23 protein-coding genes are annotated in these 20,828 nt (G+C 30.6%); all 23 read right to left on the bottom strand.

Annotation, left to right across the window (positions count from 1 at the left end; genetic code table 11):
* Complete coding sequence (glyA, locus tag ACKRLN_RS03140) at positions 1 to 1,236, bottom strand: serine hydroxymethyltransferase (protein ID WP_416335226.1); 1,236 nt, start codon at positions 1,234 to 1,236, stop codon at positions 1 to 3.
* Complete coding sequence (locus ACKRLN_RS03135) at positions 1,236 to 1,652, bottom strand: SoxR reducing system RseC family protein (protein WP_296141411.1); 417 nt, start codon at positions 1,650 to 1,652, stop codon at positions 1,236 to 1,238. The genes glyA and ACKRLN_RS03135 overlap by 1 nt, the downstream gene beginning before the upstream one ends.
* Positions 1,636 to 3,408, bottom strand: coding sequence for an aspartate--tRNA ligase (aspS, locus tag ACKRLN_RS03130; protein ID WP_416335225.1), 1,773 nt, complete (start codon positions 3,406 to 3,408; stop codon positions 1,636 to 1,638). Before aspS ends, ACKRLN_RS03135 begins: the two co-directional genes overlap by 17 nt.
* A 9-nt stretch (positions 3,409 to 3,417) precedes the next feature.
* Positions 3,418 to 4,020, bottom strand: coding sequence for an MBL fold metallo-hydrolase (locus tag ACKRLN_RS03125; protein WP_416335224.1), 603 nt, complete (start codon positions 4,018 to 4,020; stop codon positions 3,418 to 3,420).
* Positions 4,021 to 4,470, bottom strand: a complete 450-nt coding sequence (dtd, locus tag ACKRLN_RS03120; protein WP_296141417.1) for a D-aminoacyl-tRNA deacylase — start codon at positions 4,468 to 4,470, stop codon at positions 4,021 to 4,023.
* Entirely contained in the window at positions 4,470 to 6,659 is a 2,190-nt protein-coding gene (locus ACKRLN_RS03115) for a RelA/SpoT family protein (protein ID WP_296141418.1), read from the bottom strand. Before ACKRLN_RS03115 ends, dtd begins: the two co-directional genes overlap by 1 nt.
* A 7-nt stretch (positions 6,660 to 6,666) precedes the next feature.
* The gene (locus ACKRLN_RS03110; RefSeq protein WP_416335223.1) at positions 6,667 to 7,842 is read right to left on the bottom strand and encodes a single-stranded-DNA-specific exonuclease RecJ; all 1,176 of its coding nucleotides are present in this window, start codon (positions 7,840 to 7,842) and stop codon (positions 6,667 to 6,669) included.
* A 40-nt stretch (positions 7,843 to 7,882) separates the two neighbouring features.
* Positions 7,883 to 8,395: a DHH family phosphoesterase gene (locus ACKRLN_RS03105; RefSeq protein WP_416335222.1), complete on the bottom strand. Its 513-nt coding sequence runs from the start codon at positions 8,393 to 8,395 to the stop codon at positions 7,883 to 7,885.
* A 75-nt stretch (positions 8,396 to 8,470) separates the two neighbouring features.
* Positions 8,471 to 8,731: a preprotein translocase subunit YajC gene (locus tag ACKRLN_RS03100; protein ID WP_203126490.1), complete on the bottom strand. Its 261-nt coding sequence runs from the start codon at positions 8,729 to 8,731 to the stop codon at positions 8,471 to 8,473.
* On the bottom strand, positions 8,732 to 9,850 hold the full coding sequence (gene tgt / locus ACKRLN_RS03095) for a tRNA guanosine(34) transglycosylase Tgt (RefSeq protein WP_416335221.1): 1,119 nt from the start codon (positions 9,848 to 9,850) through the stop codon (positions 8,732 to 8,734). It lies immediately after the preceding gene.
* A gap of 9 nt (positions 9,851 to 9,859) precedes the next feature.
* On the bottom strand, positions 9,860 to 10,882 hold the full coding sequence (queA, locus tag ACKRLN_RS03090; RefSeq protein ID WP_416335220.1) for a tRNA preQ1(34) S-adenosylmethionine ribosyltransferase-isomerase QueA: 1,023 nt from the start codon (positions 10,880 to 10,882) through the stop codon (positions 9,860 to 9,862).
* Complete coding sequence (gene ruvB, locus ACKRLN_RS03085; protein ID WP_416335219.1) at positions 10,883 to 11,890, bottom strand: Holliday junction branch migration DNA helicase RuvB; 1,008 nt, start codon at positions 11,888 to 11,890, stop codon at positions 10,883 to 10,885.
* Between the two features lie 9 nt (positions 11,891 to 11,899).
* Entirely contained in the window at positions 11,900 to 12,487 is a 588-nt protein-coding gene (gene ruvA, locus ACKRLN_RS03080) for a Holliday junction branch migration protein RuvA (protein WP_203126486.1), read from the bottom strand.
* The gene (gene ruvC / locus ACKRLN_RS03075; RefSeq protein ID WP_203126485.1) at positions 12,487 to 12,981 is read right to left on the bottom strand and encodes a crossover junction endodeoxyribonuclease RuvC; all 495 of its coding nucleotides are present in this window, start codon (positions 12,979 to 12,981) and stop codon (positions 12,487 to 12,489) included. The genes ruvA and ruvC overlap by 1 nt, the downstream gene beginning before the upstream one ends.
* 32 nt (positions 12,982 to 13,013) lie before the next feature.
* Complete coding sequence (locus tag ACKRLN_RS03070) at positions 13,014 to 13,727, bottom strand: hypothetical protein (protein WP_416335218.1); 714 nt, start codon at positions 13,725 to 13,727, stop codon at positions 13,014 to 13,016.
* 183 nt (positions 13,728 to 13,910) lie between these two features.
* Complete coding sequence (locus tag ACKRLN_RS03065; protein ID WP_203126482.1) at positions 13,911 to 14,648, bottom strand: HAD family hydrolase; 738 nt, start codon at positions 14,646 to 14,648, stop codon at positions 13,911 to 13,913.
* A 14-nt stretch (positions 14,649 to 14,662) separates the two neighbouring features.
* Complete coding sequence (locus tag ACKRLN_RS03060) at positions 14,663 to 15,217, bottom strand: hypothetical protein (protein ID WP_416335217.1); 555 nt, start codon at positions 15,215 to 15,217, stop codon at positions 14,663 to 14,665.
* Positions 15,214 to 15,699: a YfcE family phosphodiesterase gene (locus tag ACKRLN_RS03055; RefSeq protein WP_416335216.1), complete on the bottom strand. Its 486-nt coding sequence runs from the start codon at positions 15,697 to 15,699 to the stop codon at positions 15,214 to 15,216. Before ACKRLN_RS03055 ends, ACKRLN_RS03060 begins: the two co-directional genes overlap by 4 nt.
* Before the next feature lies 1 nt (position 15,700).
* Positions 15,701 to 16,279: an RdgB/HAM1 family non-canonical purine NTP pyrophosphatase gene (rdgB, locus tag ACKRLN_RS03050; RefSeq protein WP_203126478.1), complete on the bottom strand. Its 579-nt coding sequence runs from the start codon at positions 16,277 to 16,279 to the stop codon at positions 15,701 to 15,703.
* 49 nt (positions 16,280 to 16,328) lie between these two features.
* A complete protein-coding gene (locus ACKRLN_RS03045; RefSeq protein ID WP_416335215.1) occupies positions 16,329 to 17,810 on the bottom strand; it encodes a hypothetical protein in 1,482 nt (493 codons plus the stop codon).
* Complete coding sequence (locus ACKRLN_RS03040; protein WP_416335214.1) at positions 17,794 to 19,242, bottom strand: ATP-binding protein; 1,449 nt, start codon at positions 19,240 to 19,242, stop codon at positions 17,794 to 17,796. Before ACKRLN_RS03040 ends, ACKRLN_RS03045 begins: the two co-directional genes overlap by 17 nt.
* The gene (locus ACKRLN_RS03035; RefSeq protein WP_203126475.1) at positions 19,233 to 19,931 is read right to left on the bottom strand and encodes a response regulator; all 699 of its coding nucleotides are present in this window, start codon (positions 19,929 to 19,931) and stop codon (positions 19,233 to 19,235) included. Before ACKRLN_RS03035 ends, ACKRLN_RS03040 begins: the two co-directional genes overlap by 10 nt.
* A complete protein-coding gene (locus ACKRLN_RS03030; protein ID WP_296141440.1) occupies positions 19,921 to 20,823 on the bottom strand; it encodes an ROK family protein in 903 nt (300 codons plus the stop codon). Before ACKRLN_RS03030 ends, ACKRLN_RS03035 begins: the two co-directional genes overlap by 11 nt.
* Positions 20,824 to 20,828 lie beyond the last annotated feature (5 nt).

The raw sequence follows: 20,828 nt of genomic DNA, 5'->3' as shown, positions 1-20,828 counted from the left end.
TTAATTACCATATACAGGAAATTTGCTTGTTAGGTCTAAAACTTCCCTTTTAATTTGCTCGATATCTTCATTTCTATCAATAGTTCTTGAAATAAGCTCTATGATTTTTTTTGATTCATCAACACCCATACCTCTAGATGTTATAGCAGCAGTACCAATTCTTAGGCCACTTGTTACATTTGGAGATAACTGTTCATTAGGAATAGTGTTCTTATTTGTTGTTATATTTACTTGATCAAGCAAATCTTGAGCTTCCGAGCCTGTTATATTTTTATTAGTAAGATCTATTAATAATAAGTGATTATCAGTACCATCAGAAATCATTTTAAATCCATGATTCCTTAATGCTTCTTCCATAGCTTTTGCATTTGCTTTTATATTTTTAGCATAATCTTTCCAAGATGAATCTAAGTTTTGCTTAAATCCTAATGCTTTTGCTAAAATTATATGTTCTAGTGGGCCACCTTGTGAGCCAGGGAAAACTGCCTTATCTATAGCTTTTGCATATTGTTCTTTACAAAGAATTATACCTGACCTAGGACCTCTTAAAGTCTTATGTGTTGTAGATGTAACTACATCACAATATGGGAATGGGTCTGGGTGTTCACCCGCTACAATTAGTCCTGCAATATGAGCAATATCCGCCATTAAAATTGCTCCAACTTCATCAGCAATTTCTCTAAACTTTTTAAAATCAATTTCACGAGGATATGCACTTGCACCACAAACTATTAATTTTGGTTGAATTTTACGTGTTTTTGCTAGAACATCATCATAATCAATCCTACCAGTTTCTATATCTACACCATATGGATAAAAATCATAAAGTTTTCCAGAAAAATTTACTTTAGAACCATGGGTTAAGTGCCCACCTTCTGTAAGATTCATCGCTAAGACTTTATCCCCAGGCTTTATAAGAGCCGAATATGCAGCAAAATTTGCATTAGATCCTGAATGTGGTTGTACATTTGCATGATCACAGTGGAATAATTCCTTTGCTCGTTCAATAGCAATTTGCTCAATAACATCTATATTTTCACATCCACCATAATATCTTTTTTCTGGGTAACCTTCAGCGTATTTATTAGTTAAAATACTACCTGCTGCTTCTAATATATATGGTTTAACATAGTTTTCTGAAGCAATAAGCTCGATATTATCTTCTTGTCTGTGAACTTCTTTTTCTAAGGCTTGGTATAAATCAATATCAAATTCTTTGATTAATGAATAATCCATTAGATTTTCCTCACTTTCATCACATTATTATTAGAAAGGTTTTTATCAATACCTTTAATAATCATAAATGATATGGCAAAAAATATAACAACTGATATAAGGGTAAGTAAATTTATGTCATATCCAGTATTTTTAAGAAAAATGTTTGGTAATAGGGCCCCAACAATCATCATAAAAACGGGTAATAAATAAACATATATTGAGTATTTCGTAATATCAGAAGAATGTGATTCTAATAGAACCTTATCTCCCTTATCAATGTCATCTGTGGAATAAACTTCTATTATAGTTTCTTCTTTTTGCCCGCAGGTGCCTTTGGCTTGACAAGAGCCGCAGGCTTCATTACGAGTTACACTTATTAATAATTTTCCCTTATTATTTTCTAGGACTGTTCCTTGCTTAATCATCATTGTCATTTACATCACTCCTTACACTGATTCCAAGCTCATCTAATACTTTATCATCGACAATTGTAGGTGCTTCAGTAAGTGGACATGTTGCAGATTGAGTTTTTGGGAAGGCTATTACATTTTTAATATTATCTGTTTTAGCAAATAGCATTAAAAGTCTATCTAAACCGTATGCTAATCCTGCATGTGGTGGTGTACCATATGAAAGAGCTTCAATAAAGAATCCAAATTTATTCTTAATATCTTCTTCTGTAAGATTTAAAGCTTCAAAAATATCTTTTTGTAATTCTGAATTATTGATCCTTACAGATCCACCTCCCATTTCATCACCATTAATAACAATATCGTAAGCTTGAGTCCTTACTTGTTCTGGATGAGTCTTTAATAAGTGAATGTCATCTTCATTTGGCATGGTAAATGGATGGTGTTGAGAAACGTATCTGTCTTCTTCTTCGTTATATTCAAACATTGGGAAATTTACAACCCAAGTCAATGCATATTCTTTTTCATATAGATCATTATCTTTTGCAACTTTATTTCTTAATGCTCCAAGTCCTTCAAGAACTTTTTTATCTTTATCGGCTGCAATTAAAATTAAGTCGTTATTCTCAATTTCTAATTTTTCAATCATATTATTTAAAATATCATCTGTTAAGAATTTGCTAATTGAGGAGTTTACTTCTTCCCCATATTTGATATAAGAAAGCCCACCTAGGCCGTAGTGTTTAACAAAGTCTGTTAATTTATCTAATTGTTTTCTAGAATATTTATCTGCTAGATTTTTAAAGTTAATTGCTCTTACTGATTTACCTTCAGAAGTATTGTTTGCAAATACTTTAAATTCACTATCTTTCCAAATTTCAGAAATATTTTTAATTTTATAACCAAATCTTAAGTCTGGTTTATCAGAACCATATGATTCCATAGCCTCGCTGTAATCCATTCTTGGGATCGGTAAGGTTAAGTCATAGTCTGTATATTTATCAAATAATTCTTTTATAAGTCCTTCATTTACTGCTATTACATCATCTTGGTTAGCGAAAGATAATTCCATATCTAATTGAGTAAATTCTGGTTGACGGTTAGCTCTTAGGTCTTCATCTCTAAAACATTTTACAACTTGGAAGTACCTATCTAAGGAACCTATCATTAGGATTTGTTTTAAAAGTTGTGGCGATTGTGGTAGAGCATAAAATTCACCTTGGTTTATTCTTGATGGCACAAGATAATCTCTTGCTCCTTCAGGAGTAGGTTTTGTTAAAAATGGTGTTTCTACTTCTGTAAAGTCATTGTTATACATGTACTCACGAATAGTACGTACAATATCCGATCTAAGTTTTAGATTTTTTTGTACAGAAGCCTTTCTCATATCAAGATATCTATATTTTAATTTAAGATTTTCAGCTACATCATCATCATCTTTTATGTATATTGGTGGTGTGTTAGCCTTATCAAGAATATTAATTTTTTCAGCAACAATCTCAATATCTCCAGTTGCTATATCAGGATTCTTAGATTCTCTTTCCCTAACTGAACCTTTTATTTCAACAACGTATTCTTGACCTAGGTGGCTAGCAAGATCATGATTTTCTTTATCTTCTTCACGCACTACGATTTGAGTAATACCTGTTTTATCTCTTAAATCAAAGAAAACCAAAGAACCTAAGTTTCTTTTTTTTGCTACCCAGCCCATTAGGACTACTTCTTCACCTATATTTTCACTTCTTAATTCGCCACACATATGGCTTCTTTTAAATTCCATATACTCTCCTTATATTAAAAATGGATTATTATTAAATTCATAATCCAAACTTGTTTTCTCACCGTGTCCTGGATAAACTATCGTACTAGGTTTTAATACCCTATATTTTTCATTTATTGAGTTCATTAAAGTTTCAAAATTTCCACCAGGAAAATCCGTTCTTCCTATACTCATATTAAATAAAGTATCTCCTGAAAATATTATATCTCCTATTAAGTAACTTATAGAATCTAAACTATGACCTGGAGTTTTTAGAGCCTTTATTTCAAAATCAGTAATTATTTCATCATCTTCTAAATACTCATCAATTGGTACATACAGATTATCATAGTTATAGGCAAGATTATAGTTTTTATCGTTTGCAATACCTTTTGATTCACTAGAAGCAAAAACTTTTACATCATATAATTTCTTATAATATTCAAGTCCTAAAACATGATCAAAATGGGTATGTGTTTGCAAGATAAAGTCAATTTGTATGTTATTATCATTTATATAATCAGTTACCAAATTACTTTTTTCTACTGCATCTACAATAAAACCACGACCTTTTTCACTGACTACATAAAGATTTGTCATCACAGGCCCTAGGGTAAATTTTTTAATCTCCACCTACAAAATCCTTTCGCTGTCAATCAAAATAGTCGTTGGACCATCATTTACTAACCCCACTTGCATATGGGTTTGAAACTTTCCAGTTTCTACATCAAAACCATCTTTTATAAGCTCATCTTTCATTATTTCATAAAATTCATTAGCTTTTTCAGGTCTTGCTGCTTCTATAAATGAAGGTCTATTACCCTTTCTTACATCTCCAAAAAGTGTAAATTGGGATACTAAAAGTATCTTTCCTCCTACATCTTTTAAGGACAAATTCATTTTACCTTCTTCATCTTCAAAGATTCTAAGTTTTTCGATTTTTTTCTTAACATAGGCAAGATCATCCATTGTATCGGTATCTTTTATACCTAGAAGTACTAAAAATCCTTTTTCTATCTTTGATATTTCTTGACTTTCTACTACTACATTTGCATTTTTTACTTGTTGTATTACTGCTCTCATTAATTATTAACCCTATATACACTATAAACTGTATCTAACGATTTTAATTTCGCCTTTACATCATCTAACTGGTCTAAGCTATTAACTTCAACAGTTAAATCAATTATTCCTTCTTCACTTTCATTAAGCCTTGCATTCATACCAGATATATTTACATTTACAGTTGAAATCATTTTTGTAATGTCATAAATAACTGATGGAGAATTTGCAACTACTATTTGAATCTTTACTGGGAACTTATCAGTCGCAGTATTTTGCCAATAAACATCTATTAGCCTTTCTGGTGCGTGACTATTAATGATATTTGGGCAAGTTTTTGTATGAACTGAAATTCCATTTCCTTTTGTAATAAATCCTATTATAGAATCTCCAGGAACTGGAGTACAGCATTTTGCAAATTTTACCTCAATATCATCATCAAAATCACTCACGCGAACTTCGCCTTTAGATGATATTGGCTTTTTATTTTCTTTTTGAATTTCAACTGGTTTACTAATTGATTTTTGTTTTTCTTCTAGCTCATTTTCCCTTTTTATGAGCTTTTGAATTATCTGTTCACTAGTAATTCTACCATAACCAACGGCTGCATACATTTCATCTTGGGTAGGAAATCCTAATTCATTTGCAATCTCATCTACCCATTCATCTTTTAGCAGAGATTTATATCCTTCTCTGTGTTTTTTTATATCACGGATTATTTGAGTTTTTCCGATTTCGATATTTTCTTCTTTACCATTTTTCTTAAAGAACTGTTTTATTTTAGTTTTGGCTTGGTTACTTTTTACAATATTTAGCCAATCCTTACTTGGTCCTGCTGAATTTTTGCTAGTAAGAATTTCAATAACATCACCAGTTTTAAGTTTTTGAGTAATAGGTACGATAGATCCATTTACTTTTGCGCCTATGCATTTATTTCCAACTTCCGTATGAACCTTATAAGCAAAATCTATTGCACAAGAGCCTAATGGAAGAGAATATATTTCCCCAGCTGGAGAATAAACATAAATTTCCCTTGAGAAAAAGTCTGTTTTCAAAGTTTCCATAAACTCTTTGCTATCTGAGTCTGCCCCACCTTCATTTTGCCATTCCATTATGCGGCGCAAAAATTCCATAGCATCATCAAAATCAGATCCCTTGGTATTATTTTCTTTATATCTCCAATGGGCTGCTACACCATATTCACATTCTTTGTGCATTTGGCGAGTACGGATTTGTACTTCGAATGGTCTTGAATCTTCCCCAAAAACTGTAGTGTGTAAAGATCGATAACCATTTGGTTTGGGTTGACCAATATAATCTTTTATCCTATTAGGAATTGGTCTCCATAAAGAATGAACTTTACCTAAGACTTCATAGCATTCTGCTATGGTATCTACCAAGACTCTTACAGCAGTTAAATCATAAATCTCTTCAAAAACTATATCATTTCTAGTCATTTTCTTATAAATTGAATATAATGATTTAGGACGGCCGCTTATTTCAAAATCAATATTACTACCTTCAAGTTCTGAAGTTAAAGTCTCAATTATTTCATTTATGTAGGCTTCCCTTTCGCGACGCTTTTGAGAAACCATTTCGGCTAATTCATAATATCTTTCAGGATCTTGGTATCTAAAGCATAAATCCTCAAGTTCCCATTTTACAGAGTATATTCCTAGTCTATGTGCTAAGGGAACATAAATTTCTATAGTTTCTGTTGCAGTTTGTATTTGCTTTTCGCGAGTCTTATATTCCAAAGTGCGCATATTGTGAAGTCTATCTGCAAGCTTTATTAAAACAACCCTAACATCATTGGACATAGCCATGACCATTTTTCTGATATTTTCTGCTTGTTTTTCTTCTCTAGAACTATAATTTAAATTTTTAAGCTTTGTTACTCCATCAACTAAAAAAGTTATTTCATGACCAAATTCTTCTTCCATCTGATCATAAGTAATTGATGTATCCTCTAAAACATCGTGCATAAGACCTGCACAAATAGTTTGATCATCAAGTTTCATATTTGAAAGAGTCTTTGCAACAGCTATTGGATGGATGAAATAATCTTCACCAGAGTTCCTTTTTTGGCCCCTATGGTTGATCTCACCAAAGTAGTATGCTTTTTTTATTAAATCCAAGTCTGCGTTTGGATTATTTTCAAGGATGATTTCCTTGAGTTTTTCAAATTCTAATTCAAAATCTGTTGTCATGTTTACCTCATCTAATATCAATAAGTTTTAACTGAAGATTTCTATTGCCTCTAAACTCATTTATATCTGGGTAATAGACTACATCAATTTTTTTTCCTTCTATTTGACCATTAAATTTATCGCGTAAATAGTTATAATCATCTACTGCATTAAATTTGATGGCATTTACATAAACACCATTTTTAAAAAGTGACATTTTTAAAGTTTTTTTATCTTTTCCAATCATTGTAATTTGTGATATATCTACATTCTTATCAGCAAAAATTGGTTTTTCAAAATCTTTTCCAAATGGTGAAAGTTTTTCTAGACTTTCTGCAAATTCTAAAGACAACTTTGAGATATCAATTGCCTTATCTATGTTTATAATTTTTTGTTTTTGTGAATCTGTAAGAGATGAATTGTCATTTAAAAATTTCCTTAAATCATCAATAATGTCTAGCTTTATAGAAAGTCCACAAGCCATAGGATGTCCACCAAATGATTCAAGATTTTCTTTATATTTTAAAACTTCTTGGTAAATATTATAAGATTCAATAGAGCGTCCAGATCCCTTAGCAATACTTTCTGTATTTGAATCCGTCAGTATAATTGTAGGCCTGTAGTATTTTTCTTTTATACGCCCTGCTACAATTCCGCATATGGACTCATTTATAGATGGTTCATAAACTACTATTACATCATCTTCAAAATATTTATTCTCTTCTATGATTTCTAGACATTTATCAAGCCCATCTTGAGTAAGATTTTTACGTTCGTTATTTAATTCAACTAATTCCTTAGCAAGCTCATAAATCCTATCTATATCCTCTTCCATCAGAAGTTCTATAGCCATTTTTGCTGATGAAAGTCTACCTGTAGCATTCATTGTAGGTCCTAAAATAAAACCCAGAGTATAAACATCGATTTCTTTCATCCAAGAACTTTCTTCAAGTACTGCTTTAATTCCAAGTTTTTCAGTATAATTTAATCTTTTAAGTCCTTCTATAACAAAAATTCTGTTTTCATCAGTAAGAGATACTATATCACAAATAGTACCCATAGCTACATATTCTAAAAGTCCATATAGATATTCATAATCTCCATCTAATTTTTGGAATAAGGCTGCCATCAATTTAAAACAAACTGCAGCTCCACATAAATCCTTGAATGGATAGTCTTGATCTATTCTTTTAGGATTAATCACAGCATCTGCCTCTGGCAATAATTGACTAGCCCATTCGCCATCATTTGAAGTTTATCTCATGGTGATCAGTAATAATCACATTTAGATCAGCGTTTTTCAACTCTTTTACTTGATCAAAACCAGTGATGCCATTATCGCATGTTATAATTAAGCTAACTTTATCATCAACCGCCTTTTCGACCATTCCAGATGAAATTCCGTATCCTTCTTTTACTCTTTGTGGGATATCATAGCTAATATTATCATAATAGAAAAGTAAACCATCAAGTAAGGTCATAACTGATGCTATGCCATCTTGGTCATAGTCACCAAAAACTCTTATCTCCCCACCTGATTTCATAGTTTCAATTATCAAACCCACTGCTTTGTCCATATCTTTTAGCAAAAATGGGTCATGTAATTTATCAAGACTAGGATTTAAAAACATTTCTACGCTTTGATCTTCAACAATATCTCGATTTGCTAAAATCAATGCTTCTAGTTTTGAAATATTATTATGTTTTAAGTTATTCATATAATTTTCTTTTTTGTTATATATAAACCAATTGCTCATAGATTCACCATCCCTAATAGAAAAATTATACCATTTTTTAACTTTTTATAAAATAAAAGAGGCAGTTACTGCCTCTTATGAAATGATATTTTCAATTTCAGATTTTTTTATTTTAATTTTACTAATACTATCAAATGATCCTGATAAAATTGTCACCACTTCTCCTTCAATTTCTGTTACTTCACCAATAACCCCTGAAAAAGTAGTAATTTTCGAACCAATATCTAAATTTTCATTCACATATTCTCTATTTTTCTTTCTCTTAATATCATCTTTTATAGATGTCTCATAAAATCCAAATAATAGGATAATTAGTATGATATATTCAAGTTTCATTTAATAGCCATATTTTTGATAAAATTCTTCTTTATATTCTAAGAACCTATCTTCCATAATTGATTGTCTAATATTTTCACACATTTTTAATAGGAAATATAAGTTATGGTAGGTTAATAACCTTGCTCCTAAAATTTCATTTGCATTTATTAAATGTCTAATGTAGGCCCTAGAATAATTTTTACATGTATAACAATCACATTCGTGGTCAAGTGGCGAGAAATCTTCTTTATACGATGCATTTCTTACTACTAATCTCCCCTTAGATGTAAGTGCAGTACCATTTCTAGCAATTCTAGTTGGAAGTACACAGTCAGCCATATCTATTCCTGCTTCAAATGACTCAAATAAATAATCTGGTGTGCCAACTCCCATATTATATCTAGGTTTGTTATATGGAAGTAATGGAGTAGTAAAGTTTAATATATCAATCATTTCTTCTTTTGTCTCTCCAACAGATAGGCCACCAATAGAAAATCCATCAAAATCCATAGCTGTAGTTTCGATTGCAGATTTTTCTCTTAAGTCCTTATATAAACCACCTTGGACAATTCCAAATAATGATTGATCGGAGTGTGAGTGCTCTTTATGATAATCAAGTCCTCTTTTTGCCCAACGTATAGTACGTTCCATGGATTGCTTTACATAATCGTAGTCAGCTGGAGCTTCTACGCACTCATCAAAACTCATCATAATATCAGAATGTATATCATTTTGAATAGAAATAGCCTTTTCAGGAGTAAATAGGTGTTTTGAACCATCAATATGAGATCTGAATTCTACACCATTTTCATTTATTTTTCTATTTTCAGCTAAGGAAAATACTTGGAATCCACCACTGTCGGTAAGTATTGGCCTATCCCAATTCATAAATTTATGTAGTCCACCAGATTTTTTCATAATATCCATACCTGGTTTTAGGTATAAATGATAGGTGTTTCCTAGTATTATTTTAGCATCTATTTCTTTTAATTCTTCGACTGTCATTGTTTTTACAGTTCCAAGAGTGCCTACTGGCATAAAAATAGGAGTAGGTATATCTCCATGGGCTGTATGGATTACACCCACTCTTGCGTTTGAGTTTTTATCTTTTTTTATAACTTCAAATGTTAGTCCCAAAATATCTCCTTAATGAATAAACATAGCATCGCCAAAACTAAAAAACCTATATTTTTCTTCTACAGCATATCTATAAGTATCTAGAATCATATCTTTTGATGTAAGTGCTGCAACAAGCATAACTAAAGTTGACTTTGGCAAATGGAAATTAGTTATAAGTGCGTCTACGACCTTATATTCAAATCCCGGATAAATAAATATATCAGTCCAGCCAGAATCAGCTGTCAATTCACCCTTATTTTTAAAAACTGTTTCTAAAGTTCTGATAGTAGTTGTACCAGTAGCAATTACTCTTTTTCCATTTGCATGGGCTTGATTTATAATATCAGCTGTTTCTTGGCTAATAGTATAAAACTCACTATGCATCTTATGGTCATTTACATCCTCAACACTTACTGGTCTAAAAGTACCTAGTCCTACATTTAAAGTTAGGTATGCTAATTTTATTCCTTTTTGATCTATTTGATTAAGTAGCTCTTTAGTAAAATGTAATCCTGCAGTTGGAGCAGCAACAGATCCAGGATTTTTTGAGTATACGGTTTGGTATTCTTCTGGCTCATCTAGCTCTTCTTTTATATAAGGAGGTAAAGGCATATTTCCTAGTCTATCTAGTATTTCATTAAAAATTCCTTCATAGAAAAACTCAATTACCCTATTCCCATCTTCTTTTATATCTTTAACTTCTGCTGATAATTCTTCAGAAAAAATAATTTTTGTACCTATTTTCATTTTTTTACCAGGACGAACCAAGCATTCCCAAGTTTTACCTTCGATATTATGAAGTAAAAATACCTCGATTGATTCTTCTTTATCTTCTCTATGACCGAAAAGTCTAGCTGGGATAACTCTGGTATCATTCATTACCAAAACATCCCCAGGATTAAGATAATCTATAATATCATAAAAATATTTGTCTTCTTTTTCTCCAGTTTTTTTATCAAGTACTAAAAGTCTTGCATGGTCTCTTTTTTCAGCTGGGTGTTGAGCTATTAATTCTTCTGGTAAGTAGTAATCAAAATCGTCTGTTTTCATCTAATCCTCATATATTAATCCATAGTGGTCATAGGCATTTTTGGTAAGAACACGTCCTCTTGGTGTTCTTGATAAAAAACCTATTTGCAACAAATACGGTTCATAAACATCTTCTATAGTAACATTTTCAATCCCTGTTGATGCTGCTATGGTATCTATTCCAACAGGGCCTCCATCAAAGTTTTGATACATGGTCATAACAATTTTCTTATCCATAGTATCAAGACCCTTATCATCAATTTCTAGTAAATTTAATCCTTCTTTGCTAGTTTGCCAGTCTATTTTACTTTCTTTCCTAACAATGGCATAATCACGAACTCTTTTTAGTAATCTATTTGCAATCCTTGGTGTACCCCTAGATCTTTTTGCAATCTCATAAGCACCCTCATCATCTATTTCAATATCAAGTATACTGGCTGAACGCTTAATTATAGTTGTTAAGTCATTCGCATTATATAAACTTAAAGAAAGCAAAACTCCAAATCGATCGCGAAGTGGAGCTGATAATTGGCCTGCTCTGGTAGTTGCACCAACTAAAGTAAACTTTTCCAAATCAATTCGTATGGACTGGGCATTTGGTCCTTTTCCGACTATGATATCCAAAACAAAATCTTCCATAGCAGAGTATAAAATCTCCTCAACTGAACGATTTATCCTATGGATTTCATCTATAAATAAAACATCTCCATGTTGCAAATTTGTAAGTATGCTAGCTAAATCTGATGGACGCTCTATAGCAGGACCACTTGTTACTCTTAAATTTACACCAAGTTCATTTGCTATAATTGATGAAAGTGTAGTTTTACCTAGTCCTGGTGGACCTTGGAGCAAAACATGATCTAAGGGTTCTTTTCTTGATAAGGATGATTTTATAAAAATATCTAATTTTTCTTTAACCTTATCTTGACCTATGTAGTCATTTAGCCACTTAGGTCTTATTGAATTTTCATTAGTTAAATCTTCTTTTAATTCATTTGATCCAACTATTCTTTCATTTTCATCATACATAAATTGCCCCTAAATAAGTCTTTTTAAGCTTTCTTTTATCAATTCTTCAAGCGATAGATTCATATCTTTTAATTCTAATAATACATTAGAAATATCATTTTGCGCATATCCTAAATTTAATAGAGCTTCTTTAGCTACATCTAGATCTTCATTTGCTGGAAGTTGAACAGATTTATCAGATTTTTTAGCTAGTGGCATAAGTTTAACCTTATCCATAAGTTCTAAAATAATTCTACTTGCAGTTTTTTTACCAACTCCTTTTGCTTTTGTTAAGGCATCAATATCATTGTTTGCAATGGCAAGTTTTATATCTTCAACCCCGATTGATGATAAAATACCAATGGCATTTTTGGGACCTATGGAAGAAACAGATGTAAGTAGTAAAAACATCTCTAATTCTTCTTTGGAATAAAATCCATATAGGCTCATATCATCTTCTCTAACTTGTAGCGAAGTATAAATTTTATATTCGTTATTTAATTCTATTAATGTAAGGGTAGATAAGGAAGTTTTGATTAGATAACCTATATTATTATTCTCAATTACAAAATCCTCTTCGTTTATAGCCCTCACATCTCCAATAATATATGAAATCATTAATTCATCCTAAAGTTTTCTTTAAATCTTTGACTTAAAGCATGACAAAGTGCAACAGAAAGTGCATCTGCTGCATCATCAGGCTTTGGTATTTCCTTTAAATTCAAAAGTGTAGTTACAGTTTTTTGCATTTGACTTTTGCTAGCTCTACCATAACCAGTTATAGCTTGCTTGATTTGAAGTGGTGTGTATTCGTAAATAGGTAGTTTATTTTGTTGAGCACATAAAACTTGTATGCCTCTAGCATGACCAACTGTAATTGCTGTTTTTACATTTTGATTAAAAAATAATTCCTCTATTGCGTATTCATCTGGCTTAAATTCTTTTATAATTTCATCCAAATTATCATACAAAATCTGTAATCGTTCTGGTGTCTTAGTCTTACTAGATGTTGTAATGACACCATTTTCTATTACTTTAACCTTACTTCCGTCAAAATCAACAACACCATATCCCATAATTGCTATTCCTGGATCTATTCCTAATATTCTCATAATTTTTAAAATAAAAAGAGCTTAAATAAGCTCTATTGATATCTTTCTAATACTTCTCTTAACAGTCCTCTATAATAATATTCCGCATAAATATCTACAATTGATTTGTATAAATAAGACTGGGATTTTTCATAAATTTTCTTCGTTTGGTTTAAAGTTATATCTTCAGTATAAATACTGCTGGTATCAAATCTTAGTTGTTTGTGGGTAGTATGATCAAGAGAGTATATCTTAGATTTTACTTTCAAATCGCAATAAATACCCATATTTTCTTTTAACTTTGATACCAAATTTTTATCATTATAAATATTTACTTTATATTTATCTCCCAGATCTAAAATTTTTGGATCTGTTTTATTTAGCGTTGGATATACATTATCCATCAAAAAACTTACTCCCAAATCATTTATCAAATCACATTCTAAATCATCAATCATTTTTTTATCTTTAAAAGCCCTATACTGAGCTTTGACACAGATCCAAAACTCATAACGATTAAGATCATCGCTGATTAGATTTTCTAAAGTTGAAATGATTTGGTCAATATCGCTTAGATTCCAAAAATATTTTTTAAGATTTTTCATAACATAATCTTTTACATAGTAATCGTTTTTGGAATATTTTACAAAGTTTTTATCATATAATAAAGACATAAGTGTGTTAAATGAGTATATATCTTCATTTATTAAAAAATTGTATTCAAGTTTTTCAATTATAGGATATTGTTCATTTACTTCTGCCTTCATTCCTTAATACCTCGTGTAACTATTCTAACATATTTGATAATAAAATTATTTAGATATATTTATTCAGAGAATAAAAAAAGCTAAATTATTAGTAAAAATATACAGTAAAATTTTATTAATGTATATTAGACTTACAATTTAGCCTATAAGATTTTTAAAATAAAATTTTATTCATCAAAATTTTTAAAACTTTTTAAAACTTGCTTGCATATCACTTAGCTTAAAGCTATAATTCACATCTTTTCTTTCTATATCTATAACAGTTTTCTCGCGCAGTTCACTATCTGTATAAAGTTTATTAATGAGTTCAAATGATGGATTTATAGCATGTGGATTACCTACCATTTGAAACATGGTCAAGTCTCCATTTGTATCTCCATAAGCATAAGAAGCATCTAAATCTAAATTATACTTCTTTGAAAGCTCCATTACAGCCCCTAATTTACTTCTGTTATCCCACATTGGGGTTACTTTTCCTGTAAAAGTATTGTTTTCATCAAATTCGTATTGGGTAGATATGCTTTCATCAGCTCCATATATTTCTCCAAAGTGCTCTACTAGAAACATTGGAGAGCCAGATATAAAAAATATTTTATATCCATTTTCTTTATGGAACTTAACTGCTCTTTTTGTTATCCTATATACTTTATTTTTATTTTTTTCTATAACTATATCAGAGTATTTATTAATAATTTCTTTATCTATTCCAGCCAAAGTTTGCTGGTACACTAATGAAGCTTTGTCTAGATAATCTTCGTATGCACCAAGTCTATTTTGATATTTATCAAAAAGCGGTCCAATTTCTTCTGTCCATGATTTCTCATCTATAATACCATCAGCTGTTAAAAGCAAAAAGTGTTCGATAAGTAAACTATTTCTAAAAAGTGTTCCATCTATATCAAAAAATGCTGCCTTATTCATAAATACTCCTTGAGCTAATCCTCTGATTCAAATACGATCATATCTTTTTCTTTAACTTTGTTTTTCCTATTTGCTTTTACTTTTCCATCTGGATTAGGCTTTATTTTACTAGTGTGAAATTTACTTTTAGTATCATTACTAGTTGATTTTTTACTATTTTTTTTAGCTACTCTTTTATTATCAGCATTTTTATTAGCTTTTTTTAATCTAATATTTCTTGGTTTTTGAGCAACATAAACATCTGACTTTTCCATACTTGTACTAGTTTGTCTAATAGAATAAATTAAGTCTATTATAAAACATGTAAACAAACCTACTAATGCGCTTGTTCCAAAAAAAACTGCTATCCAAGATAAATCCAAACCTCTCGGTGATGTAAAAATCTTTAATGAGTAGATTAATAGACCTAATGATCCTATACCCAAAATTATTGACGGCAAAAATTTTGGAAATTTTCTTTTTGTCAGAAAGTGGATAAGGATTGTAATAATAATATTCATCACTACAACTATTGGTAAAATATTTAGTTTTGATGAATACTGAGCGATAAGATTAATTAATCCTGTCATTTTATCTCCTTGTTAGTACTTACTCTTGTAATTTCAAACACACCAGCATCAATATCTAGGATGAAAAATCCCGGATTATTATCTCTTGGCATGCTAACTGATCCTGGATTTAATATAGTTATGTCATCTTTTGTAATATTTAAACATTTATGTGTATGACCATGTATTGCAATATTACAATTTAGCTCTTTTGCTTTATCTAATACTTGATCTTCTCCATAATAAACACCATATTGATTTCCATGAGTTAAAAAAATTTTTATATCTTCTACTTCTATAATTTTTTCAAAAGCTTCATTTGAAGAATAATCATTGTTGCCTGTAACAACTTCATAATTTATATCTGTTTCATAAGCAATGTTTTTAACATCCTCAACCCCATCACCTGCATGTACCAGTAGATCTATATCTTTATGAATTAGGATGTAATCGCTAATAGCAGAATAAATTCCATGGGTATCACTTGTAACTAATATTTTCATATTATTTCTTTCTTAAGTATTTTTTAAATTCAGAAAATGCTTTTGATCTATGGGAAATCATATTTATTTTTTCTTTAGTCATCTCGCCTAAAGTTATATCAAAATTTTCTGGCATAAATATTTGATCATATCCAAAATCATAATCACCAGTCTCATAAGAAGTTATAGTTCCAGGAAGTTTTCCATAAAAATAATGGTCACTACCATTTTGATCTATAAAACATAGACAAGTTTCAAAATAAGCACTACGATCATCTTTTCCTTTAAGTTCATTTAAAAGCTTGTTTCTATTTTCTTTATAAGTTGGATTTTCTCCAGCATATCTGTGAGAGTGAACTCCAGGTCTGCCATCAAGTGCATTTACATATAAGCCAGTATCATCTGCTATAGTTGGTTTATTTACCAGATCAAAAAGTGCTTTTGCTTTTTTATATGCATTCTCTTTTAAAGTCATCCCATCCTCCTCGACTTCATAGTTTTCTATTTCAAAATCTATTGGTGTCTTCAAATCTACATTATTTAGGATGAGTTTTACTTGATTAATTTTATCTTTATTTCCGCTTGCAAATACTATTTCCATATTTTCTCCTAGAGATATGATATCATTTTACAAAAACACTTTCAATAAATTAATTACCACCTATAACTGTATTTGAGTTTTCAAAGGCTTGTTCTAAACTTTTGGCATTAGTCCCTATTTGTTGGTCAAATGAAATAAATGTAGTTGGATTTGGAGTTGGGATTGAAAAAAACGGATTTTTATCTATCTTTCCATCATTTATCTTATGAAACAATATTTCATCTGCAGTTTGTATTATAAGATAATTTGAATTGGGTATTAACTTATAATCTTTTTCTTGTGGATTAATATTTCTAACCTGATCACGGCTTACAAATAAATCTGATGATACATTTTCTTCAATATAGTTTCTTACTGGTATCTGGCTTGAAGCGGTTTTCTGGCTTTCTTTTGTGTATATAGAAGTTTGTATTGACCAAGCCCCATTATCCCTAACCAAGCCAAAATTCGTATTTTCTATTATCAAATCATTTGGATCAATTTTTGAGTCTTTACTAGTAGCTTCATTAATTACCATATTTTCAAATTGTTCGAATGCATCTTCTTCACCAGTAAATTCTTCAATAGTTATCAATTTGTTATCTTCTAGCTCATTTGTTCCTAACACTCCATATTGTGTTATAGTATTATCAAATAAGGGTGTTGTATATGAAAAAGATATATAATTCATATCTGCATAATTAAGTCTTATATCCATGTCAAAGTCTTTAAAACTATATCGATTAATATTATCTTGTTTATCCATTTCATTTTCTAATCTAACTGGAAATGCTTCAATCTTATCGAATAGTTCTGTCACACTACTTTTTTGTGATCTAACCTTCCAGTATTCATTTTGTCCACGCAAGAAAATATCATAAGCTTTTTTGTACTTTACTTCCCCTTCAGGATTTATATTTACATAATATGTGTAATAATCGTAATCTTGCTTACCATCAGATAAATCAGTTCGCTCTCTCACACCTAAAAGCAAGCTCGTATCCTCACTGGTATTTTGTTTACTTTTTGATTCTATACGTTCCTTAGTAGCAAGATTGGTATATTTATCAACTACGTCAGCTTCAACAGTTTTTGAAAGTCTGGATAAATATATTATGTTATCATTAGAAATAAAGAATATTTCATCTTCACTTCTTTGAATAAAATCTCGAGCAAAAAATTGGCCCTGCGAAGCATTAACTACTGTCGCCGACTCATCCTTACCTATTTTTTCAAAATCATATCCTCTATTTGCTAAATAATCATATAAATTTACATATTTCGAAGTAAAAGTAGGTGGAAAAGCATACTCATCATTAATTGCTACTAAATTTTTATTTATATAAAGCTTATCCCCTATCTTTATATCAGATATTGGGTCTTTGGTTTTTATGCCCTCAATTTTACTCACTTGCCAAGTACCTTCTAATACCGGATTCGCTATTTCTGGTGATTGTATTAAATCACTTAATTCTTCGGGATTTGAATTAGTGCAAGATGTGAGAATGATTGCAAAAATTAGTCCTAGTAAAAATTTAAATTTCTTTGTCATTTTCTAACCTCGGAATTTCTACTATCACTGATGTACCTTTGCCATACTTACTTTTTATGATAAGCTTACCATCATGAGCTTTAATTATCTCTTCACAAATAGAAAGACCTAAACCTGTTTGAGATTTTGATGAACTTCCTTTATAAAATTTGCTAGATACAAAAGCTATCTCATCTTCTTTTATCCCTTCACCATTATCTTTTATTGAAACAGAAACATTATCATCCTTTTGGTCAATTAATATATCTATTTTTCCGCCTTCATTTGTAAACTTAAGTGCATTATCAATTATATTTATAAATACCTCTTTCATACGATTTTTATCAGCAAACACTGTAATAGATTTATAAATACTTGTCAAAGTAAATTCTATGTTTTCATTCTGTGCTCTAGGTGTAAGTTGAGTGTGAACTTGACTTACAAGCTCAACAATGTCTAGCTTATCTTTATTGTATTTAAAATTACTTGATTGCAGTCTAGAAAAGTCCAATAAATCTTCCACCATCATAGATAGTCTATCGCCTTCACTTTCTATAATTGAAAGTCCTTGATTAAGCATATCATGATCTTGCTGAATATCTTTTGATTGTAAAGTTATTGCCCAACCTTTTATAGAAGTTAAAGGTGTTCTAAGTTCATGTGAAACCGAGGAGATAAATTCATTTTTCATATCTTCCCTTTTCACAATACTATCACTCATAAAGTTTAAAGTAGAGGCTAACTCTGATAACTCATCATTGCCCTCAACTTTTGCTTTTTGTTTAAAGTCACCTGCAGCGAGTTTTTCTGAAACTCCTATTAAATCTAAAATAGGAGCAATAACACGTTTAGAAGCTAAAAGTGCAACAAAAAAAGCAATTATAATCACAGAGATACCAAATATTATGTAAAAAATCATATCATTTTTAATTCTCTGATTTACTTTAGACATGGATGAAGTCAGTCTTAAAATACCTGATTGTGTTTCATTGGAGTTTAGAGGATATGATAGTGACATAACTTCTTCGTTTGTTTGAATGTCATTACTTTTTAATGTTCCTTGCTTACCTTCCTTCGCATTATTTACATCTTGACTTAATAGTTCACTACCAACTAGATCACTTGCTTGTGAGTCAAAAAGAACAAGACCGGAGTTATCTAGTATTTGCACTTGACTTTCATTATTCCTATAAAAAGCATTTTTATCTCCAATAATAATATCGGATAAATCATATCTATTCATATAATTATTAAATTGGAGCTGGTTTATTCTCGCTTGATTTAGCATTGAGCCAATTAAGGCTGATTCATAATAATTTCTAATACTATTGTAAGCAAAAATTTCAAAACCTATTACCACAGTGATTACAAAAAGCATAATTATGCGAATAATAGTCTGTCTGTAAGAATTATTGGATTTTAATATGCTGTTATTTCTTGTTTCTACTTCCATCTATAACCAGTACCCCACACTGTCTCAATAAATTGAGGTTTTGCTGGATCTTGTTCAATCTTAGATCTAATCCTTCTTATATTAACATCCACAATTTTTGTATCATTACTATAATTTTCGCCCCAAGTTTGCTCCATTATCTCATCTCGAGTCATAGCTTTCCCTTTATTTTGAATAAAGTTTTTAAGTATTGCAAACTCAGTAGGTGTCACATCTATCTCTGTCTGGTCTTTATAAAATGATTTCGAATACAGGTCTAGAGTAAATGGCCCATCAGAAAGGGTATTTGTATTTTTATTGTCTGTTTCACCTGTGCTTAGATTTACTCTTCTCATCAATGATCTAACCCTTAAAATTAATTCTTGTGGGTTAAATGGTTTTATTATATAATCATCAGCACCTCTTTCAAGACCTAATATCTTATCGATATCCTGGGATTTTGCAGATACCATTATAATTCCAGTTCTAGGTGATTTTTCTCTAATAGCTTGACAAACTTCATATCCACTTATCCCTGGTAACATTACATCTAAAATTGCTACGGCTGGATTTTCTTCTTCAAAAATTTTTATAGCTTCTTCGCCATTTGCAGCTTCAACTGTCTGATAACCTTGATATTCTAGGTTTATTTTCATAAATTGTCTTATCGAATCTTCATCATCTAGGATTAAAACCTTATTATTTTCCATTTTTCATCCTTTCAAAAGCAATTTTTCCTGCGCCTATGACACCAGCATCATTTAAAAAATCAGCAGGAACTACATTTATATTTTTTGTGTTATTGCAAACTTCTTCAAACTTTGCTAACATACCATCCCACCATATTTCCTTGGAATGTATAACACCCCCACCTATAACAATAACTTCTGGATCAAAAATATTTCTCAAGCTTGATAAAAAATAAGCTAGATTGCTTTGATAATCTTGAAGTACTTTTTTAGCTGCTAAATCAACCGATATTTTATTTAAAATTTCCTCACCTGATAAAACTTCACCAGTTATTTTCTCATAATTCTTACTTATTGCAGTACCCGCACAATAAGCCTCGACACAACCATGTTGACCACATGTACAATAGTCCCCATCAGGATGCAAAATTATATGACCAAGCTCTGCACCTTGAAAATGAGATCCAGATAAAAGACCAGCTTTTTCATTATAGACAGCTCCACCTACACCAGTACCTAGTGTTATCATTACGATGTCTTTATAATCTTTGGCAGAGCCAATCCATTTTTCTGCAAGTAGAGCGATATTAGCATCATTTTCAACAAAAACAGGCTTATCTACAAATTCTTCTACTGCTTTCTTTAAGTTTAAACCTGTCCAGCCTTCTATATTACCTGCAAAAGTTACTATTCCATTTTCAGAATCAATGAAACCCGGTGTACCAATTCCTATAGATAAAGCATCTTCATAGTCTAATTTTTCAACTGCTTTTTTAATATTAGATAAAACTGCTTCTTTACCCTTACTAGCTTCTGTAACGACAGTACTTCTTTGCAGAATTTCTCCAGCTTCATTTATCAAACATGCATTAATCTTAGTTCCACCCAGATCTATTCCTATTACTTTTTCCATTATTT

Source organism: Anaerococcus sp. AH8042_DFU013_CI05 (genome assembly GCF_047936775.1).
GTDB lineage: Bacteria > Bacillota > Clostridia > Tissierellales > Peptoniphilaceae > Anaerococcus.
Note: the sequence above shows the minus strand (reverse complement) of the source record. Positions and strands in the feature narration are given on the sequence as shown.

What these genes read in the sequence shown, in the direction of transcription:
- glyA (WP_416335226.1), bottom strand. Translation starts at nt 1,236, where the DNA reads ATGGATTATTCATTAATCAAAGAATTTGATATTGATTTATACCAAGCC.
- ACKRLN_RS03135 (WP_296141411.1), bottom strand. Translation starts at nt 1,652, where the DNA reads ATGACAATGATGATTAAGCAAGGAACAGTCCTAGAAAATAATAAGGGA.
- aspS (WP_416335225.1), bottom strand. Translation starts at nt 3,408, where the DNA reads ATGGAATTTAAAAGAAGCCATATGTGTGGCGAATTAAGAAGTGAAAAT.
- dtd (WP_296141417.1), bottom strand. Translation starts at nt 4,470, where the DNA reads ATGAGAGCAGTAATACAACAAGTAAAAAATGCAAATGTAGTAGTAGAA.
- ACKRLN_RS03115 (WP_296141418.1), bottom strand. Translation starts at nt 6,659, where the DNA reads ATGACAACAGATTTTGAATTAGAATTTGAAAAACTCAAGGAAATCATC.
- ACKRLN_RS03105 (WP_416335222.1), bottom strand. Translation starts at nt 8,395, where the DNA reads ATGAGCAATTGGTTTATATATAACAAAAAAGAAAATTATATGAATAAC.
- ACKRLN_RS03100 (WP_203126490.1), bottom strand. Translation starts at nt 8,731, where the DNA reads ATGAAACTTGAATATATCATACTAATTATCCTATTATTTGGATTTTAT.
- queA (WP_416335220.1), bottom strand. Translation starts at nt 10,882, where the DNA reads ATGAAAACAGACGATTTTGATTACTACTTACCAGAAGAATTAATAGCT.
- ruvB (WP_416335219.1), bottom strand. Translation starts at nt 11,890, where the DNA reads ATGTATGATGAAAATGAAAGAATAGTTGGATCAAATGAATTAAAAGAA.
- ruvA (WP_203126486.1), bottom strand. Translation starts at nt 12,487, where the DNA reads ATGATTTCATATATTATTGGAGATGTGAGGGCTATAAACGAAGAGGAT.
- ruvC (WP_203126485.1), bottom strand. Translation starts at nt 12,981, where the DNA reads ATGAGAATATTAGGAATAGATCCAGGAATAGCAATTATGGGATATGGT.
- ACKRLN_RS03070 (WP_416335218.1), bottom strand. Translation starts at nt 13,727, where the DNA reads ATGAAGGCAGAAGTAAATGAACAATATCCTATAATTGAAAAACTTGAA.
- ACKRLN_RS03065 (WP_203126482.1), bottom strand. Translation starts at nt 14,648, where the DNA reads ATGAATAAGGCAGCATTTTTTGATATAGATGGAACACTTTTTAGAAAT.
- ACKRLN_RS03060 (WP_416335217.1), bottom strand. Translation starts at nt 15,217, where the DNA reads ATGACAGGATTAATTAATCTTATCGCTCAGTATTCATCAAAACTAAAT.
- ACKRLN_RS03055 (WP_416335216.1), bottom strand. Translation starts at nt 15,699, where the DNA reads ATGAAAATATTAGTTACAAGTGATACCCATGGAATTTATTCTGCTATT.
- rdgB (WP_203126478.1), bottom strand. Translation starts at nt 16,279, where the DNA reads ATGGAAATAGTATTTGCAAGCGGAAATAAAGATAAAATTAATCAAGTA.
- ACKRLN_RS03045 (WP_416335215.1), bottom strand. Translation starts at nt 17,810, where the DNA reads ATGACAAAGAAATTTAAATTTTTACTAGGACTAATTTTTGCAATCATT.
- ACKRLN_RS03040 (WP_416335214.1), bottom strand. Translation starts at nt 19,242, where the DNA reads ATGGAAGTAGAAACAAGAAATAACAGCATATTAAAATCCAATAATTCT.
- ACKRLN_RS03035 (WP_203126475.1), bottom strand. Translation starts at nt 19,931, where the DNA reads ATGGAAAATAATAAGGTTTTAATCCTAGATGATGAAGATTCGATAAGA.
- ACKRLN_RS03030 (WP_296141440.1), bottom strand. Translation starts at nt 20,823, where the DNA reads ATGGAAAAAGTAATAGGAATAGATCTGGGTGGAACTAAGATTAATGCA.